This is a genomic window from Streptomyces nigra (assembly GCF_003074055.1).
GTDB lineage: Bacteria > Actinomycetota > Actinomycetes > Streptomycetales > Streptomycetaceae > Streptomyces > Streptomyces nigra.
In genome coordinates this window covers 5,875,224-5,889,458 of sequence record NZ_CP029043.1, presented here as the reverse complement: position 1 = coordinate 5,889,458, position 14,235 = coordinate 5,875,224, and the positions used below count along the sequence as shown (strand labels likewise).

Below are 14,235 nucleotides of genomic sequence, written 5' to 3'. Positions count from 1 at the left end.
ACCGACGCGGCGGCGGCCTCCCTTACCCCGCTCATCGGCGGACCGCCGGGGTGAGCCGGGTCAGGGCCGCCGCGAACCGTCCGCCGGGGGCGTCGGCGGCGACCAGGCCGGCGTCGTGCGCGGTGTCGACGTCCCGCAGGGCCGGCAGGTCCCGCACCCGTAGGCCCGCGAGCCGGGCGCGCTGGGCGGCGCCGGTGTACGGCTGTGACATGGGGACGCCCCGCAGCCGGTCCGGGTCGGGTTCGGCCAGGCCGAGCGCCCAGAAGCCGCCGTCCCGCGCCCGCCCGAAGTACGCGTCGCAGTCCGCCCAGTCGACGGTGAGCAGTTCGGGGGTCACCTGCGGGGTGTCCATGCCGATGAGCAGGGCGGGGCCGTCGCAGGCGGCGAACGCGGCGGCGAGCCGTTCGTCGAGTCCGCCGGTGCTCTGCGGTACGACGTCGAAGCCGGGCGGCAGCCAGGGACCCGGGGTGCCGTCGAGGACCAGGACGCGGCGCCGGGCGGGGGTGCGGGCGACGGTGTCGAGGGTGTCCGCGAGGGCCGCCTCGGCGAGCGTGGCGGCCTGTTCGGGTGTGAAGGGCGGGGTGAGCCGGGTCTTGACCCGGCCGGGGCGCGGCTCCTTGGCGATGACGAGGAGGGTGGTCATGGGCGGGCCCCCTCCCGGATGCCGGGTCCGGCGGGTTCCTCGGCCAGCACCCGGCTCATGTCGCGCACCGCGTGCCAGGTGCCGCGCCAGGTCCCGGTGACCTTGGAGGCGCCGGCGCGCGGCCGGTAGGGCACGTCGTCCTCGGTGACGCGCCAGCCGGCGTCGGCGGCCCGCACCACCATCTGCAGGGGGTAGCCGCTGCGCCGGTCCGTCAGGTCCAGGGCGAGCAGTTCCTCGCGGCGGGCCGCGCGCAGCGGCCCGAGGTCGTGCAGGCGCAGCCCGGTGCGGCGGCGCAGCAGCCGGGTGAGGGCGAGGTTGGCGGCGCGGGCGTGCGGCGGCCAGGCGCCGCGCCGCTCGGGCCGGCGCCGGCCGAGGACCAGGTCGGCCTCGCCGGCCGCGACCCGGCGGACGAACGGCACCAGGTCGCCGGGGTCCAGGGAGGCGTCGCAGTCGCAGAAGCAGACGATGTCGGCGGTGGCGGCGGTGAGGCCCGCGTGGCAGGCGGCGCCGAAGCCGCGCCGCGACTCGTGGACGACGGTGGCGCCGAGGCTCGCCGCGAGGTCCGCGGAGCCGTCGGTGGAGCCGTTGTCCACGACGAGCGCCCGCCAGCCGGGCGGGACGCGTTCCAGGACCCAGGGCAGCGCCTCGGCCTCGTCGAGGCAGGGCAGTACGACGTCGACGGGTGCCGGGTCCCCGGGGGTGGCTCGGGGTGAGGAGATCGTCACGGCTTTCACCCTACGAGCGCGATCCGGACATATCGGGCCACGGCTCCTTACGGAAAGCTGACGTCGGGGCCCGGACGGCGCCTCCGCGCGCGCGGAGGGTGCGAGGCTGGCCGTATGACGCAGCAAGAAGCGAGCGGTGGGGCCGGGGCGCGGGTCCTCGTCGTGGACGACGACCCCACCGTGGCCGAGATCGTCTCCGGATACCTGGACCGCGCGGGATACCTGGTGGACCGGGCGGGCGACGGGCCCGCCGCCCTCGCCGCGGCCGCCGCGCGCCGCCCGGACCTCGTCGTCCTCGACCTGATGCTGCCCGGCATGGACGGCCTGGAGGTGTGCCGGCGGATGCGCGGGCAGGGCCCCGTGCCGGTGATCATGCTCACCGCGCGCGGTGACGAGGACGACCGCATCCTCGGCCTGGAGGTCGGTGCCGACGACTACGTCACCAAGCCGTTCAGCCCGCGTGAACTGGTGCTGCGCGTCGAGTCGGTGCTGCGCCGCAGCCGCCCCGCGCAGCCCTCGGCGATCCTGCGCGCCGGGGGTCTGACGGTGGACCCGGCGGCCCGCCGCGCGACCAAGGCCGGCGCCGAACTCGCGCTGACCATCCGGGAGTTCGACCTGCTCACGTTCTTCCTGCGGCACCAGGGCCGGGTGTTCGGGCGGGAGGACCTGATGCGCGAGGTGTGGGGCTGGGACTTCGGCGACCTGTCGACCGTCACCGTCCATGTGCGGCGGCTACGCGGCAAGGTCGAGGACGACCCGGCCCGGCCCCGGCTGATCCAGACCGTGTGGGGCGTCGGCTACCGCTTCGACGCCGACGGCATCGCCCCCGCCGAGGAGGGCTGACCGTGCGCGACACGCTGCTCATCGCCCTGTTCGCGTTCCTGGGCGCCGCCGCGGCGGGAGTCCTGGGCGCCTGTGTGCTGCTGCTGATCCGGCGCCGCTCCCTGATCGCGCACCTCACCGTGGTCGCGGGCGTCGGCGTCACCGCGATGCTGGCGGGCACGCTCGCCGTGGCACAGGCCATGTTCCTGTCGGGGCACGATCTGAGCGTCGTCACGACCGTCGTCGCGATGGCCGCCGTGGTCTCCCTTGCGACCGCGCTGCTGCTGGGCCGCTGGGTCGCCGCCCGCAGCCACGCGCTGGCGCTCGCCGCCCGCTCCTTCGGCGACGGCGGGGCGTTCACCTCCCCGGACGGGCCCGCCACCGCCGAACTCGCCGCGCTGCGCCGGGAACTGGAGGCGACCAGCGCCCGGCTCGCGGAGTCGAGGGAGCGGGAGCGCGCGCTGGAGTCCTCGCGCCGTGAACTGGTCGCCTGGATCTCGCACGATCTGCGCACCCCGCTGGCCGGGCTGCGCGCGATGGCGGAGGCCCTGGAGGACGGGGTGGCCGCCGACCCGGACCGGTATCTGAAGCAGATCCGGATGGAGGTCGAACGCCTCGACGGCATGGTCGGCGACCTGTTCGAACTGTCCCGGATCCACGCCGGCACGCTGAAGCTGTCGTTCGCCCGGCTGTCCCTGTACGACCTGGTGGGCGACGCCCTCTCGGGCGCGGACGCGCTGGCCCGTGAGCACGGCGTCCGGCTGGTCGGCGGCCGGGTGGAGGCGCTGCCGGTGCATGTGGACGGCCGGGAGATGAGCCGGGTGCTGGGCAATCTGCTGGTCAACGCCATCCGCCGGACCCCGGCGGACGGCACGGTCGCGATCGCCGCCGAACGCTCCCCCGACGGCGTGGTGCTGTCCGTCACCGACGGCTGCGGCGGTATCCCGGACGAGGACCTGCCGCGGGTCTTCGACACGGGCTGGCGCGGGACGCACGCCCGGACGCCCCCGGCCGGCGCCGGGCTCGGACTCGCCATCGTGCGCGGCATCGTGGAGGCGCACGAGGGCCGGGCGACGGTCCGCAACGTGCCCGGCGGCTGCCGGTTCGAGGTGGTGCTGCCCGCCGCCGCTTCCTGAACGCGGGCAGCACCACCGGTCATAGAAGGGTGGTCACCCGTCGGCGAACTCCGTCATCCCCTCGGCGAAGGACACCTGGGGCTTCCAGCCCAGTTCGGCACGGAGCCGGGAGGAGTCGGCCGTGATGTGCCGGACGTCGCCCAGACGGTACTCCCCCGTCACCACGGGCGGGGGGCCTCCGTGGGCGGCCGCGAGCGCCTCGGCCATCTCGCCGACGGTGTGCGGCTCACCGCTCCCGGTGTTGTACGCGGTCAGCGCGCCCGGCGGAAGGCCTCCGCCGCTCGCCTCCAGCGCGGCCACGTTCGCGGCGGCCACATCGCGCACATGGACGAAGTCCCGCCGCTGGCGCCCGTCCTCGAAGACCCGGGGTGCCTCCCCGCGCGCGAGGGCGGAGCGGAAGAACGACGCGACCCCGGCGTACGGGGTGTCGCGGGGCATGCCGGGGCCGTAGACGTTGTGGTAGCGCAGCGACACCGCGGTGCCGTCGCTCGCGCGCGCCCAGGCGGCGGCCAGATGCTCCTGGGCGAGCTTGGTCGTCGCGTACACGTTGCGCGGGTCGGCCGGCGCGCCCTCCCCCACCAGTCCGGGGGTGAGGTCGGCGCCGCAGACCGGGCAGGGCGGCTCGAACCGGCCCGCGTCCAGGGCGGCGACGGTACGCGGGCCCGGCCGGACGGCGCCGTGCCGGGCACAGGTGTAGCGGCCCTCGCCGTACACGACCATCGACCCGGCCAGCACCAGCCGTTGTACCCGCGACTCCGCCATCGCCGTCAGCAGCACGGCCGTGCCGAGGTCGTTGCGGGAGACGTACTCGGGGGCGTCCGCGAAGCCGGTGCCGAGGCCGACCATGGCCGCCTGGTGGCAGACCGCGTCGACGCCGGCGAGGGCGAGCCGTACGCCGTCGGGGTCGCGGACGTCCGCCGCGGGATCGGTGCGGACGTCGTGCACGACGGGTTCGTGCCCGTGTGCGGCGAGCGCCCGGACGATGTGGGATCCGATGAATCCGGCGCCGCCGGTGACCAGTACACGCATGCGTTCACGCTAGGGCGCCGAGGCCGCCCGGGGCCGTCGCGCGGCCCTCATGTCACGGGTTCGTAAGGGCGGACGCGGTCAGCGGGAGCGTCACCGTGAAGCGGGTCTCCCCCGGCCCGCCGGTGACGGTGATCCGGCCGCCGTGGGCGGCGACGAGGGACCGGGCGACGGCGAGGCCGAGTCCGCTGCCGCCGCGGTCACGGCTGCGGGCCTTGTCGACGCGGTAGAAGCGGTCGAAGACGCGTTCGCGGTCGGCGGGCGGTATGCCGGGCCCGGCGTCGGTGACGGCGACCCGGGCGGAGTTGTCCGCGACGGACACGGCGAGCGACACCGGGGTGCCGGGCGGGGTGTGCACGGCCGCGTTGGTGAGGAGGTTGTCCAGCACCTGGCGGATGCGCTGCGGGTCGAGGCGCAGCGGCACTGAGGCGGGGCCGGGGACGACGGTCAGCGGATGGCCGGGGCGGGTGGCCCGGAACGCGTCCGCCGCCTGCTCCGCCAGCTCCACCAGGTCCGCCTCGACCGGACGCAGCGGCGCCTCCACGTCGGCGGCGTCGAGCCGGGCGAGCAGCAGCAGATCGTCGAGGAGGACGCCCATCCGGGCCGCCTCGGCGCGCAGCCGGGCGAGGTGCCGCTCGCGTTCCCCGGGCACGTTGGCGGCGGCGTACTGGAAGAGGTCGGCGTAGCCGCGCACCGACATCAGCGGGGTGCGCAGTTCGTGCGAGGCGTCGGCGACGAAGCGGCGCAGCCGCTGCTCGGCCTCGGCCCGGACGGCAAGCGAGTCGTCGATGTGCTCCAGCATGGTGTTGAAGGCGGTGCGCAGCTCCTCCACCTCGGCTCCGCCGCCACGCCGGTCGTGCCGCACGGGGAGCCGCGCGGAGTCGGTCAGGTCGTGCGAGGTGATGTCCCGCGCGGTGTGCGCCATGTCGCCCAGGGGCTTCAGGCCGCGCCGCAGCATGCCCCGGCCGAGGGCCACGAGGGCGACCAGCGCCAGCCCGAAGGTGACCGCCTGGAGGGTGACGAGCCGGCCGACGGTGTCCTCGATGCCGTCCAGGGGCGCGGCGCTGACCAGGACGACGCCGGGCTCCACCTCGCAGGCCCGCAGCCGGTACTCGCCGGCGCCCCGCAGATGCGCGGTGCGCAGCACCTCCCGGTGCGCGCCGGCCTGGGTGCGGGCCAGCGCGGTGAAGTCGCCGACGTCGTCGGGGAGATCGGCGGGGTCCTCCGGGGTGCGCAGCACGGCCTTGCCGTCCGTCACGTCGTACACGGCGTAGAACCAGCTGTAGTACTTCTTGCCGCTGAGCGTGCCGTGGTCGGCGACGGACTTGGACTGGGCGATCTGCCCCTGCGCGAGCTGCGTGTCGAGCTGCGCGGCCAGATAGTCCCGCATGTACGTGGTCAGCGCGGTGCCGACCACCGCGAACACCGTCAGTGACAGCACCGCCAGGCCGAGCGCCAGCCGGGTGCCGAGGCGCATCGCGCGGTACGCCCGGCGCAGCCGCCCGATCACCCCGACGCCTCCCGGACGACGTAGCCGAAGCCGCGCACGGTGTGGATCAGCGGGGCGCCGGTGTCGTCGAGCTTGCGGCGCAGCCTGCTGACGACGAGCTCGACGACGTTGGAGCGGCCGCCGAAGCCGTACTCCCAGACGTGGTCGAGGATCTGGGCCTTGGTGAGCACGGTCGGCGACCTGCGCATCAGATAGCGCAGCACCTCGTACTCGGTCGGGGTGAGCGTGAGCAGCCGGTCGCCGCGCCGGACCTCGCGGGTGTCCTCGTCCATCGTCAGGTCGGCGACCCGCAGCACGGAGCGCGGGAAGCCGGGGCCGGCGCTGCGCCGCAGCACCGTGCGCAGCCGGGCCATCAACTCCTCGACGGCGAACGGCTTGACCAGGTAGTCGTCGCCGCCGCGGGTGAGCCCGGCGACCCGGTCGGCGACGCCGTCACGGGCGGTCAGGAACACCACCGGCACCATGCGCCCGGTGGCGCGCAGCCGGTCCAGCACCCCGAAGCCGTCGACGTCGGGCAGCATCAGATCGAGCACCACGATGTCCGGGTGGAACGCGGCGGCCCGCCGCAGCGCCTCCTCACCGGAGTTCGCGGTGACCGCCTCCCAGCCCTCGTAGCGGGCGACCGTCGCGACGAGGTCGGCGATGGGCGGATCGTCGTCCACGACGAGCAGGCGTACGTTCTCCACCCGTTCATACTGCGGCACCGGCTGCGGTGTGCCGAGGGGCGGGTGCGGTGCGGGGCCATATCGACAGGTGCCCGACAGCTTTCAGGGGTTGCGCTGCCTGCGGCGGCGCAGCGCGTACACCGCCGCGGACCCCGCGCACAGCGCGGCCGTGATCAGGAGCCAGCGGGCCAGGAAGCCGTCCGGGGAGAGGCCGGTGGCGCGGGCGTAGCGGTCCGCGACCCGGCCGGTGATCAGCGGGAACCACACCAGCAGAAGCAGCAGCGACAGCGCGGCCGGCACCCGGACGTACATGTTCTTGGCGCGGTGCCCCGACCGTTCCATGCCCCGTACCAGCGCCCGGTCCGCCGCTCCGTACAGCGGCACCAGGGCGAGGTCGTGGAGGACGGCCGCGCCCACGAACCACAGTGCGACCGCGAACGGGTCCGACTCCAGCAGCCGCACCCCCGCGTAGGCCGTGAGCGCGAAGGAGCAGGCCAGGAGGAGCAGCTGGAGGGGGCTGCCGAGGGGCGGGCGTCGCATCACAGGTCCTGGAAGGTCAGCCGCGCCACCCACTTGGTGTTCAGCACACCGGGTGCGGCGGGCACGACGACCCGGGCGGGATACCCGTGGTCGGGGGTGAGATCGGCACCGTTGACGGCGAGGGCGAGCAGGCTGAACGGGTCGGCGACCTGGTGGGAGCGCAGCGCGGCCCGCCGGAAGGCGCCGCGCCGCTGCAGGGACTCCACGAGGACGTCGGGCGGGGCCGCCTCGTCGCCGACGAGCGCCGCGAGGTCCCGCAGCCGGACCCCGCGCCACCACTGGTCGGACGTGGACCAGCCCTCCACGCAGGCGATGGGCAGGGCCGCGTGGTGCTGCGGCAGGGCGAGCAGGTCCGCGCGGGAGAGGCGGACGGTGCGTCCGGCGCGGCCCACCACGACGAGCCGCCACACCTCCTCGGAGGTCTCGGCGGCGCGGATCCCGGCGTAGCGGGCCGTCTTGTTGATCTGGAAGCCGGCCGGGCCGCTGCCGGGTTCGGCGCCGCCGTGCGGGGCGAGCAGCGCGGTCCGGCGCAGCGCCCCGTCGAAGTTCTGGCCCACGGTGGTGGCGAACAGCAGCAGGGAGCCGCCTCCGACGAACGCGAGGGCGCCGCGCCGCGAGACGGTCGGCTCGGTGGGCTCGGGCGCCACCAGGCCGCTGGACTCCTCCCGCAGCCGCCGCAGTCCGCGCCGGGCCGCGGGCGCCTTGAGCGCGACGTGGGTGACGAAGGCGGCGAAGAAGACCCACGCCCCGTAGAAGTGCAGCGGGTAGAAGGAGCCCGGGAAGACGTAGTCCAGCTGGATGTTGAGCACGCCCGTCACGAACTCGAACAGCGCCCCGCCGACCAGGAACAGCAGCGAGAGGCGCTCCAGCGCGTGCGCGACGGACCGGGCGGGCGGCAGCCGGAACAGCAGGGGGACGACCGACCACAGCTTGGCCAGCAGGACGGGGATCAGGGCGATGCCGAGGGTGACATGGACGCCCTGGGTGAGCCGGTACAGCCAGCGCGGGCCGGTCGGCCAGGGGAAGAGGTAGAAGCCGAGGACGCCCTTGCCGGGGGTCTTGTCGTTCACCGGCGACAGGTTCGGGTCGTAGGCGGCGTAGGACAGCAGCCCGGTCACGAACAGCAGCGTGATCCCGCCGAGCAGGACGACGCCGAGCACCGAGGTCAGCCAGGGCCCGCGCAGCGGGCTGCGCCAGAAGGAGGGGTCGAACGGGGACCGTGCCATGAGCCGACCGTAGGCCGCCGGGAGCCCGCGCCGTCCGAGGCGAACCATGACGGATCGCTGACGTCTCCGCTTGTCACACGGGGGGCGGACGCCGGGCGGCCTAGCGTGCTGACGTGACCCGTGATCTGCTGCCCGAGACCCGCCCGGCCGCCCGCCCCGACGGCCGTCGTGCGCTGCGCCGCGACCTGTACGCGGTCGCCGCCGCCGTGCTGCTGTTCGCCGTGGCCGCCGTGGTGGGCACCGTCGTCGAGCACCGCGACGGCACCCTGCACGTCGACTGGCCGCCGGTCCTCGCGACCTGGCATCCGCACGCCGGTCCCGGCACCCCGGCCGCGCTGCTGGTCGCGGTGGCCGTGGTGGCGTACGGGCCGGTCGTGGCCGCCCGTCTGCCGTGGCGCCGGCTGCTGATGGCGGTGTGGGGGGCGGGTATGGCCTGGACCTGGTCGCTGGCGCTGGTCGACGGCTGGCAGCGGGGCGTCGCCGGGCGGCTGGCGACACGCCACGAGTACCTCCGGGCCGTCGACCGGTTCCAGGATATTCCGGCGACCTTGCGGGACTTCACCGGGCACATCCTGCTCGGCACACCGGACCACTGGCCCGCGCATGTCGCCGGGCACCCCCCGGCGGCCACCCTCACCTTCGTGTTCCTGGACCGGGCCGGACTGGGCGGCGGCGCCTGGGCGGCCGTCTGGTGCATCACGCTCGGGACGACGGCGGCGATCGCCGTCCTCGTCGCCGTCCGCGCGCTCGCCTCCGAGCGGCACGCCCGCCGCGCCGCGCCGTTCCTGGTGCTGGCGCCGGGCGCGGTGTGGCTGGGCACGTCGGCCGACGCCTGGTTCGCGGCGGTCGCGGCGTGGGCGCTGGCGTTCCTGGCGCTGGCGGTGACGGGGCACCGGCCCCGGGCGACGGGTCTGGCCTGCGGTCTGCTGTCCGGGCTCGCCGTGTATCTGTCGTACGGCCTGACGCTGCTCGTGGTGATCGGCGCGGGTGTGCTGCTGCTCGGGTCCGCGCGGCTGCGGCCGCTGCCCTTCGTCCTGGCGGGGTTCGCCGTGGTGCCGCTGGTGTTCACGGCTTTCGGCTTCTCCTGGTGGGAGGCGTACGACGTGCTCGTCACCCGCTACCACCAGGGCGTCGGCGGCGAACGGCCGCAGGTGTACTGGGTGTGGGCCAACCTGGCCTGCCAGGTGCTGGTGGTGGGGCTCGCGACGGTGGCGGGCCTGCGGCGGACCGCGTCCGTGCCCCTGCTGCGGGGGCGTACGGCCGACGGGCGGCTCGGGGTGCTCGTACTGGCCGCGCTCGCCGCGATCCTGGTCGCCGATCTGTCCGGGATGAGCAAGGCGGAGACGGAGCGGATCTGGCTGCCGTTCACCGTGTGGCTGCTGCCCGCGACGGCGTTCCTGACCGGGGTCCGCGGCTGGCTGGCGGCCCAGGCGGGAGTGGCCCTGCTCGTGAACCATCTGCTGCTGACGGGCTGGTGAGCCGCGTGCGCCCCCTTGCGGGTGTGTCTTTCCAGGGGCCGTGTGACGTACGCCGCACAGCGGATCGTAAGTTTTTCCCGCAGCGGTGATTGTTCTGGCCGTCCCGTCCGTACCAATGGGGGTACGAGCCGTTCACGTCTGGAGGCACGATGCCCGTCTCGCGCCGCATGGTTGGCACCGTCTTTGTGGGAGGCGCCCTGGTCCTGACCCTCTCCGCCCTGGCCTACCCCGCCATGCTGGGAGTGGAGACCACGTCCGTCAGCCAGGACCGGGTCATCGCCAACACGCAGTGGGGGCCGCTGACCGAGGCGGACCGCGACTTCGTGGTCAAGGTGCGGGCGGCGGGGCTCTGGGAGCACCCGCTCGGCATGATGGCGATGCAGCGGGGCACCACGGCGGCGATGAAGGAGGCCGGCAAGCACCTGGTGGTCGGTCACGCCCGCCTCGACCTGGCCTGCCGCAAGGCCGCCACGCAGCTCAACATCACGCTGCCGAACCAGGCGAGCCCGCAGCAGCAGCAGTTCGTCGCGACGGTGGACTCCAAGACAGGCAAGGAGTTCGACTCGACCGGCGTGGCGATCATGCGGGTGACGCACGGTCAGATCTTCCCGGTCATCGCGAAGATCCGGGCGAACACGCAGAACACCATGGTGCGTCAGCTGGCCGACCTCGCGAACGACACCGTGCTCGACCACATCACGGTGCTGGAGAAGACGGGGCTGGTCAACTTCGACCAGAACAACTTCCAGCAGACCACTCCGCCGAAGCTCCCCAAGGACCAGCTGACCCCGCCCGCGCCGCAGCCGGGCGCGCCGGTCCTCACGCTCGCCATCCCCAAGGGCCTGGAGAACCTGGACACCACGTCCCCCAAGGCGCTGCCCAGCGCGGACGTCAAGTGAGCCGGTGCCCCCGGCGGGTCCGGGGGCACCGTCGCTCGGCTCAGCCGGTCTTCCAGCGCGGCGGTGTGTCCAGCCGCGCCCACTCGGCGTCCCACTGCTCCAGCCGCCGCCGCTCCATCGCCAGCCGCACCACCCAGCCGGCGCCCAGCACCAGGCCGGCCGCGCCCGAGCCGGCGAGCAGACCGCCGGAGACCGCGTGCAGCGTCGTCTCGGCCCCGGACAGCGGCTCGTTGGCCACGGCGCCGTGCCGGTCGGTCCACACCTGGACCTTGCTGCCGGCCTTCGTCTTCGGCGGGACCCGCGCCTCGTCGGTGTGCGGGGTGCCGTCCGGGTCGGTCCAGCGGACGGTGGCCCACACCAGATGGTCGGTGGTGACGCGCGCGGGCCCCGGTTCCTCGGCGTCCCGCACCAGGACGGCGGTCACCCGGCGGCTCTCTGAGCGGATGCGTTCGGCGGAGCCGACGACCGCGTCCGCCGCCGCGAGACCGGCGAAGAGACCGCCGATCAGTGCGAACAGCCAGGCGCACAGCATCACCCACGCCTCGACGACGTCGCTGCGCCGCTTCAGCGGGTTGCGCCGCCACCTCCAACACCGGACCTTCGTGCACTCGGACACCGCCATGCCGACACCCCCTTGAGCACCGACAGCACCCCTCCAGTGTGCGCCCATTCACCGGCCGCCGCACGCACCCGGAGGCACCTCGCGGGCCCCGGATCCCGGCCTGCGCACGGGGTCAGCTCGCGGTGCGGCGGATGCGTCCGGCGTACCGCTTCTCCAGCTCCAGGTTGCCCTCGTAGCCGCCCGGCACATTGGCCGAGACGTACACCGGCGGGCGCTCCCCGGCGGCGAGGAGCAGCGCGGACGCCTCGGCGACGGCCATCTGCACGAGCAGTACGCCGGTGAGCGTCGACAGGGCGCAGACGGCACCGCCACCGGGCAGCTCCAGCAGGGCGTCGCCGCGGGGGGCCGCGTTGTCGAGGACGACGTCGGCGATGTCGGCGAGCTTGCGGCCGCTCGCGTGCCCTGCGGGTACGGCCCGGGTGTGGGCGAGGGAGGTGAGGGCGAGGAGGGCGTGCCCGCGCTCCTTGGCGTGCAGGGCCATCTCCACGACGACGTTGTTGACGCCGGAGTTGGAGATCACCACGAACAGGTCCTGGGGGCGCGGCGCGGCCAGCTCGTAGAGGCGGGCGGCGACCCCCGCCCGGCGCTCGAGCAGCGGGTCGTCGAGGACGCTCGGGGGTTCGCCGCCGTACAGGACGAGGTCGGCGATGCTCAGCCGGTTCGTGGGCACCAGTCCCCCGGCCCGCCCGGCGATCTCCAGGACGACGGCCTGGGAGTGCCCGGTCCCGAAGGCCTGCACGACCCCGTCGCCCCGGACACACCCGGCGATCAGCTCGGCGGCACGGGCCACGTCCTTCCGCACGGCCGCGGACCCGGTGACCCGGTCGAGGACGGCCCTGCTCTCGTGCACGAAACGCTCGGCGCTCACGGACGCGTCGGACATGACCCCTCCCGCGATGAATGAATCCACCATCTGTCGGACCACGACTGAATGACTGAACCGAACGCTACCGCCGACTGCTACCTTCGGGCCATGCCCCCGACGGATGTGACCGCTCTGATCCGTGCCGAACTGCCCCGCCTGACCGGGTCGCTGAGGAAGGTCGGCGAGCTGGTCCTCGCCGACCCCGAGGCGGTCACCCGGTGCTCGGCGGCCGAGCTGGGCCGCCGCACCGGCACCTCGCAGGCGACGGTGACCCGGTTCTGCCGGGCGCTCGGGCTCGACTCGTACCAGCACCTGCTGATGGAGCTGGCCGCCGAGCGCGGACGGGGCGCGGCGGGCACGGACTGGGGGACGGCCGAGATCGGCCCGGACATCTCCCCCGACGACAGCCTGGAGAAGGTCGTACGGGTCGTGGGGGCCGCCGATCTGCGGGCGGTCCGGCAGACCGTCGACGGCATGGACCTCGACGCGCTGGAGCGCGCCGCCCGGGCGACGGCGCGGGCCCGCCGGATCGACGTCTACGGCGTGGGCGGCAGCGGTGCCGTGGCCCGCGAGACGGAGATGCGGCTGTTCCGGATCGGCTGCGCGGTGCGCGGCTGGACGGAGGTGCACGCGGCGGCCACCTCCGCCGCCCTGCTCACCCCGGCGGACGTGGCCATCGGCATCTCGCACTCGGGGGCGACCCGGGAGGTGCTGGAACCCTTCGAACTGGCCCGGGAGCGCGGCGCCACGACGATCGCGCTCACCTCCGACCCCCGCTCACCGCTCGCGAAGGCGGCCGACGTCCGCCTCGTCTCGGCGACCTCGGAGACGAGCTTCCGCAGCGGCGGCATCGGCGCCCGCCACTCGGCCCTGGTCCTCATCGACTGCCTGTACGTCCGCGTCGCCCAACTCTCCTACGACCGAGCGAGCGCCTCCCTGACCCTGACCAGCCACATCGCCCCAACGCACCGAGTCCCCAACCGCCGCACCCGCTGATCCGGCGGGGGCCCAGGAGGTGTCCGGGCACCTCACACCGCCAGCCGCGCCAGCGTCACCGCCCCCCGGCAGCCGTCGGTCACCAGGTCCGGGGCGAGGCCCAGCGGACGCAGGCGCGCGACCAGCGGGGCCGCCAGGGGGCCCTCGGGGCCGAGGAGGCCGCCCGTGGCCACGATCCGTTCCCCGGCCCGCGGGTCCAGCGCGCGTACGAGGTCCACCAGATGGCCGGCCGCCGCCGCCAGGATCTCCGACGCCACCGCGTCCCCCTCCTCGGCGGCCCCCGCCACCAGCGGTGCGAGTTCGGCGAGCCGCACGGGATGCCGGTCCATCACCGCGGGCAGCAGGCGTATCCGGTACGACTCGCGGCGCTCCCGAGGCCAGTCCGCGGGGTCGTGCGGGGACGGCGGCAGGACGTCTCGCGGGAGTCCGAAGGCGTGCCCGGCCATCCCGGCGAGGGCCGTCCGCCCGCCCCGCCCGTCCGCCATCCGCAGGGCCGCCCGTACCGCCTCGCGGCCGAGCCAGAAACCGGCGCCGTCGTCGCCCAGCAGCCAGCCGTCGCCGCCCGCGGTGGCCGCGCAGACGCGGTCCGTGATGCGTACGGCGACGGCTCCCGTACCGGCGATGAGGGCGATCCCGTCGGCCGGGCCGCCGGGCGCGGAGGCGAGGGCGGCCTCCCCGTCGCTGTATATCTCGACCACCGCTCCCGTGATGCCGAGCCGGTCCAGCGCGGCGGTGAGGGCGGCCCGCGCCCGCAGTTGGCCGGGTTCGTCCGGCGCCAGCCGGGAGGCGCCGGCGAAGCCGCCCGCGACGGCCACCACCCGGTCGCGCAGCTCGGGCGGCACGGCTCCGGCCAGGGCGTCGGCGAGATGCCCGGCGAGTTCCGGCTCGGGCACGGTCAGCGCGTTCCCGGGGCCGCCGCCGCCCTCCCCGAGGGGCGCGCCACCGGCCAGGGGCGCCAGGACGGCACGGGTGCGGGTGCCCCCGGCGTCCACACCGGCGACGTAGAGAGTCTCTCGCCGGTTCATGTCGTCGGTCATGGCCGACCATGGTGGTTGACCCATTCACGCGGGACAAGGCATCTG

At 74.9% G+C, this 14,235-nt stretch carries 15 protein-coding genes; 5 read left to right on the top strand and 10 right to left on the bottom strand.

The features are described 5' to 3' along the window. Positions 1-31: 31 nt before the first annotated feature. Together DC008_RS27205 and DC008_RS27200 are read right to left on the bottom strand one after the other, a co-directional pair. On the bottom strand, positions 32-643 hold the full coding sequence (locus tag DC008_RS27205; RefSeq protein WP_108709202.1) for a TIGR04282 family arsenosugar biosynthesis glycosyltransferase: 612 nt from the start codon (positions 641-643) through the stop codon (positions 32-34). Beyond that, positions 640-1,377 carry a glycosyltransferase family 2 protein gene (locus tag DC008_RS27200; protein ID WP_382111161.1) on the bottom strand — a complete coding sequence of 246 codons (738 nt, stop codon included), beginning with the start codon at positions 1,375-1,377 and terminating at the stop codon, positions 640-642. The genes DC008_RS27205 and DC008_RS27200 overlap by 4 nt, the downstream gene beginning before the upstream one ends. 105 nt (positions 1,378-1,482) lie before the next feature. On the opposite strand from DC008_RS27200, the gene DC008_RS27195 reads away from it, so the two are divergent. Both DC008_RS27195 and DC008_RS27190 read left to right on the top strand, forming a co-directional pair. Then, entirely contained in the window at positions 1,483-2,211 is a 729-nt protein-coding gene (locus DC008_RS27195) for a response regulator (RefSeq protein WP_108709201.1), read from the top strand. Positions 2,212-2,213: 2 nt separating this feature from the next. Next, positions 2,214-3,326 carry a sensor histidine kinase gene (locus tag DC008_RS27190; protein ID WP_108709200.1) on the top strand — a complete coding sequence of 371 codons (1,113 nt, stop codon included), beginning with the start codon at positions 2,214-2,216 and terminating at the stop codon, positions 3,324-3,326. Between the two features lie 33 nt (positions 3,327-3,359). On the opposite strand, the gene DC008_RS27185 is transcribed toward DC008_RS27190, so the two are convergent. The 5 genes from DC008_RS27185 to DC008_RS27165 form a co-directional block, all read right to left on the bottom strand. Next, positions 3,360-4,355 (bottom strand): NAD-dependent epimerase/dehydratase family protein, encoded by a 996-nt coding sequence (locus DC008_RS27185; RefSeq protein WP_108709199.1) that lies wholly within the window; start codon positions 4,353-4,355, stop codon positions 3,360-3,362. A 52-nt stretch (positions 4,356-4,407) separates the two neighbouring features. Then, complete coding sequence (locus DC008_RS27180) at positions 4,408-5,862, bottom strand: sensor histidine kinase (protein ID WP_108709198.1); 1,455 nt, start codon at positions 5,860-5,862, stop codon at positions 4,408-4,410. After that, positions 5,859-6,548 carry a response regulator transcription factor gene (locus tag DC008_RS27175; RefSeq protein WP_108709197.1) on the bottom strand — a complete coding sequence of 230 codons (690 nt, stop codon included), beginning with the start codon at positions 6,546-6,548 and terminating at the stop codon, positions 5,859-5,861. Before DC008_RS27175 ends, DC008_RS27180 begins: the two co-directional genes overlap by 4 nt. Before the next feature lie 81 nt (positions 6,549-6,629). Then, on the bottom strand, positions 6,630-7,067 hold the full coding sequence (locus DC008_RS27170; protein ID WP_108709196.1) for a hypothetical protein: 438 nt from the start codon (positions 7,065-7,067) through the stop codon (positions 6,630-6,632). Further along, entirely contained in the window at positions 7,067-8,293 is a 1,227-nt protein-coding gene (locus DC008_RS27165) for a molybdopterin-dependent oxidoreductase (RefSeq protein ID WP_108710877.1), read from the bottom strand. The genes DC008_RS27170 and DC008_RS27165 overlap by 1 nt, the downstream gene beginning before the upstream one ends. Positions 8,294-8,406: 113 nt before the next feature. Between DC008_RS27165 and DC008_RS27160 the strand changes: the two genes are divergently transcribed. Together DC008_RS27160 and DC008_RS27155 are read left to right on the top strand one after the other, a co-directional pair. Further along, on the top strand, positions 8,407-9,771 hold the full coding sequence (locus DC008_RS27160; RefSeq protein ID WP_108709195.1) for a hypothetical protein: 1,365 nt from the start codon (positions 8,407-8,409) through the stop codon (positions 9,769-9,771). Positions 9,772-9,920: 149 nt separating this feature from the next. Further along, the gene (locus tag DC008_RS27155; protein WP_108709194.1) at positions 9,921-10,670 is read left to right on the top strand and encodes a DUF4142 domain-containing protein; all 750 of its coding nucleotides are present in this window, start codon (positions 9,921-9,923) and stop codon (positions 10,668-10,670) included. Between the two features lie 40 nt (positions 10,671-10,710). On the opposite strand, the gene DC008_RS27150 is transcribed toward DC008_RS27155, so the two are convergent. Continuing rightward, positions 10,711-11,292 carry an Rv1733c family protein gene (locus DC008_RS27150; RefSeq protein WP_108709193.1) on the bottom strand — a complete coding sequence of 194 codons (582 nt, stop codon included), beginning with the start codon at positions 11,290-11,292 and terminating at the stop codon, positions 10,711-10,713. Positions 11,293-11,404: 112 nt separating this feature from the next. After that, complete coding sequence (locus tag DC008_RS27145; protein ID WP_108709192.1) at positions 11,405-12,175, bottom strand: sugar isomerase domain-containing protein; 771 nt, start codon at positions 12,173-12,175, stop codon at positions 11,405-11,407. Between the two features lie 90 nt (positions 12,176-12,265). On the opposite strand from DC008_RS27145, the gene DC008_RS27140 reads away from it, so the two are divergent. Continuing rightward, on the top strand, positions 12,266-13,153 hold the full coding sequence (locus DC008_RS27140) for a MurR/RpiR family transcriptional regulator (RefSeq protein WP_108709191.1): 888 nt from the start codon (positions 12,266-12,268) through the stop codon (positions 13,151-13,153). 32 nt (positions 13,154-13,185) lie between these two features. On the opposite strand, the gene DC008_RS27135 is transcribed toward DC008_RS27140, so the two are convergent. Continuing rightward, entirely contained in the window at positions 13,186-14,190 is a 1,005-nt protein-coding gene (locus DC008_RS27135) for an N-acetylglucosamine kinase (RefSeq protein ID WP_244221424.1), read from the bottom strand. Positions 14,191-14,235: the final 45 nt, after the last annotated feature.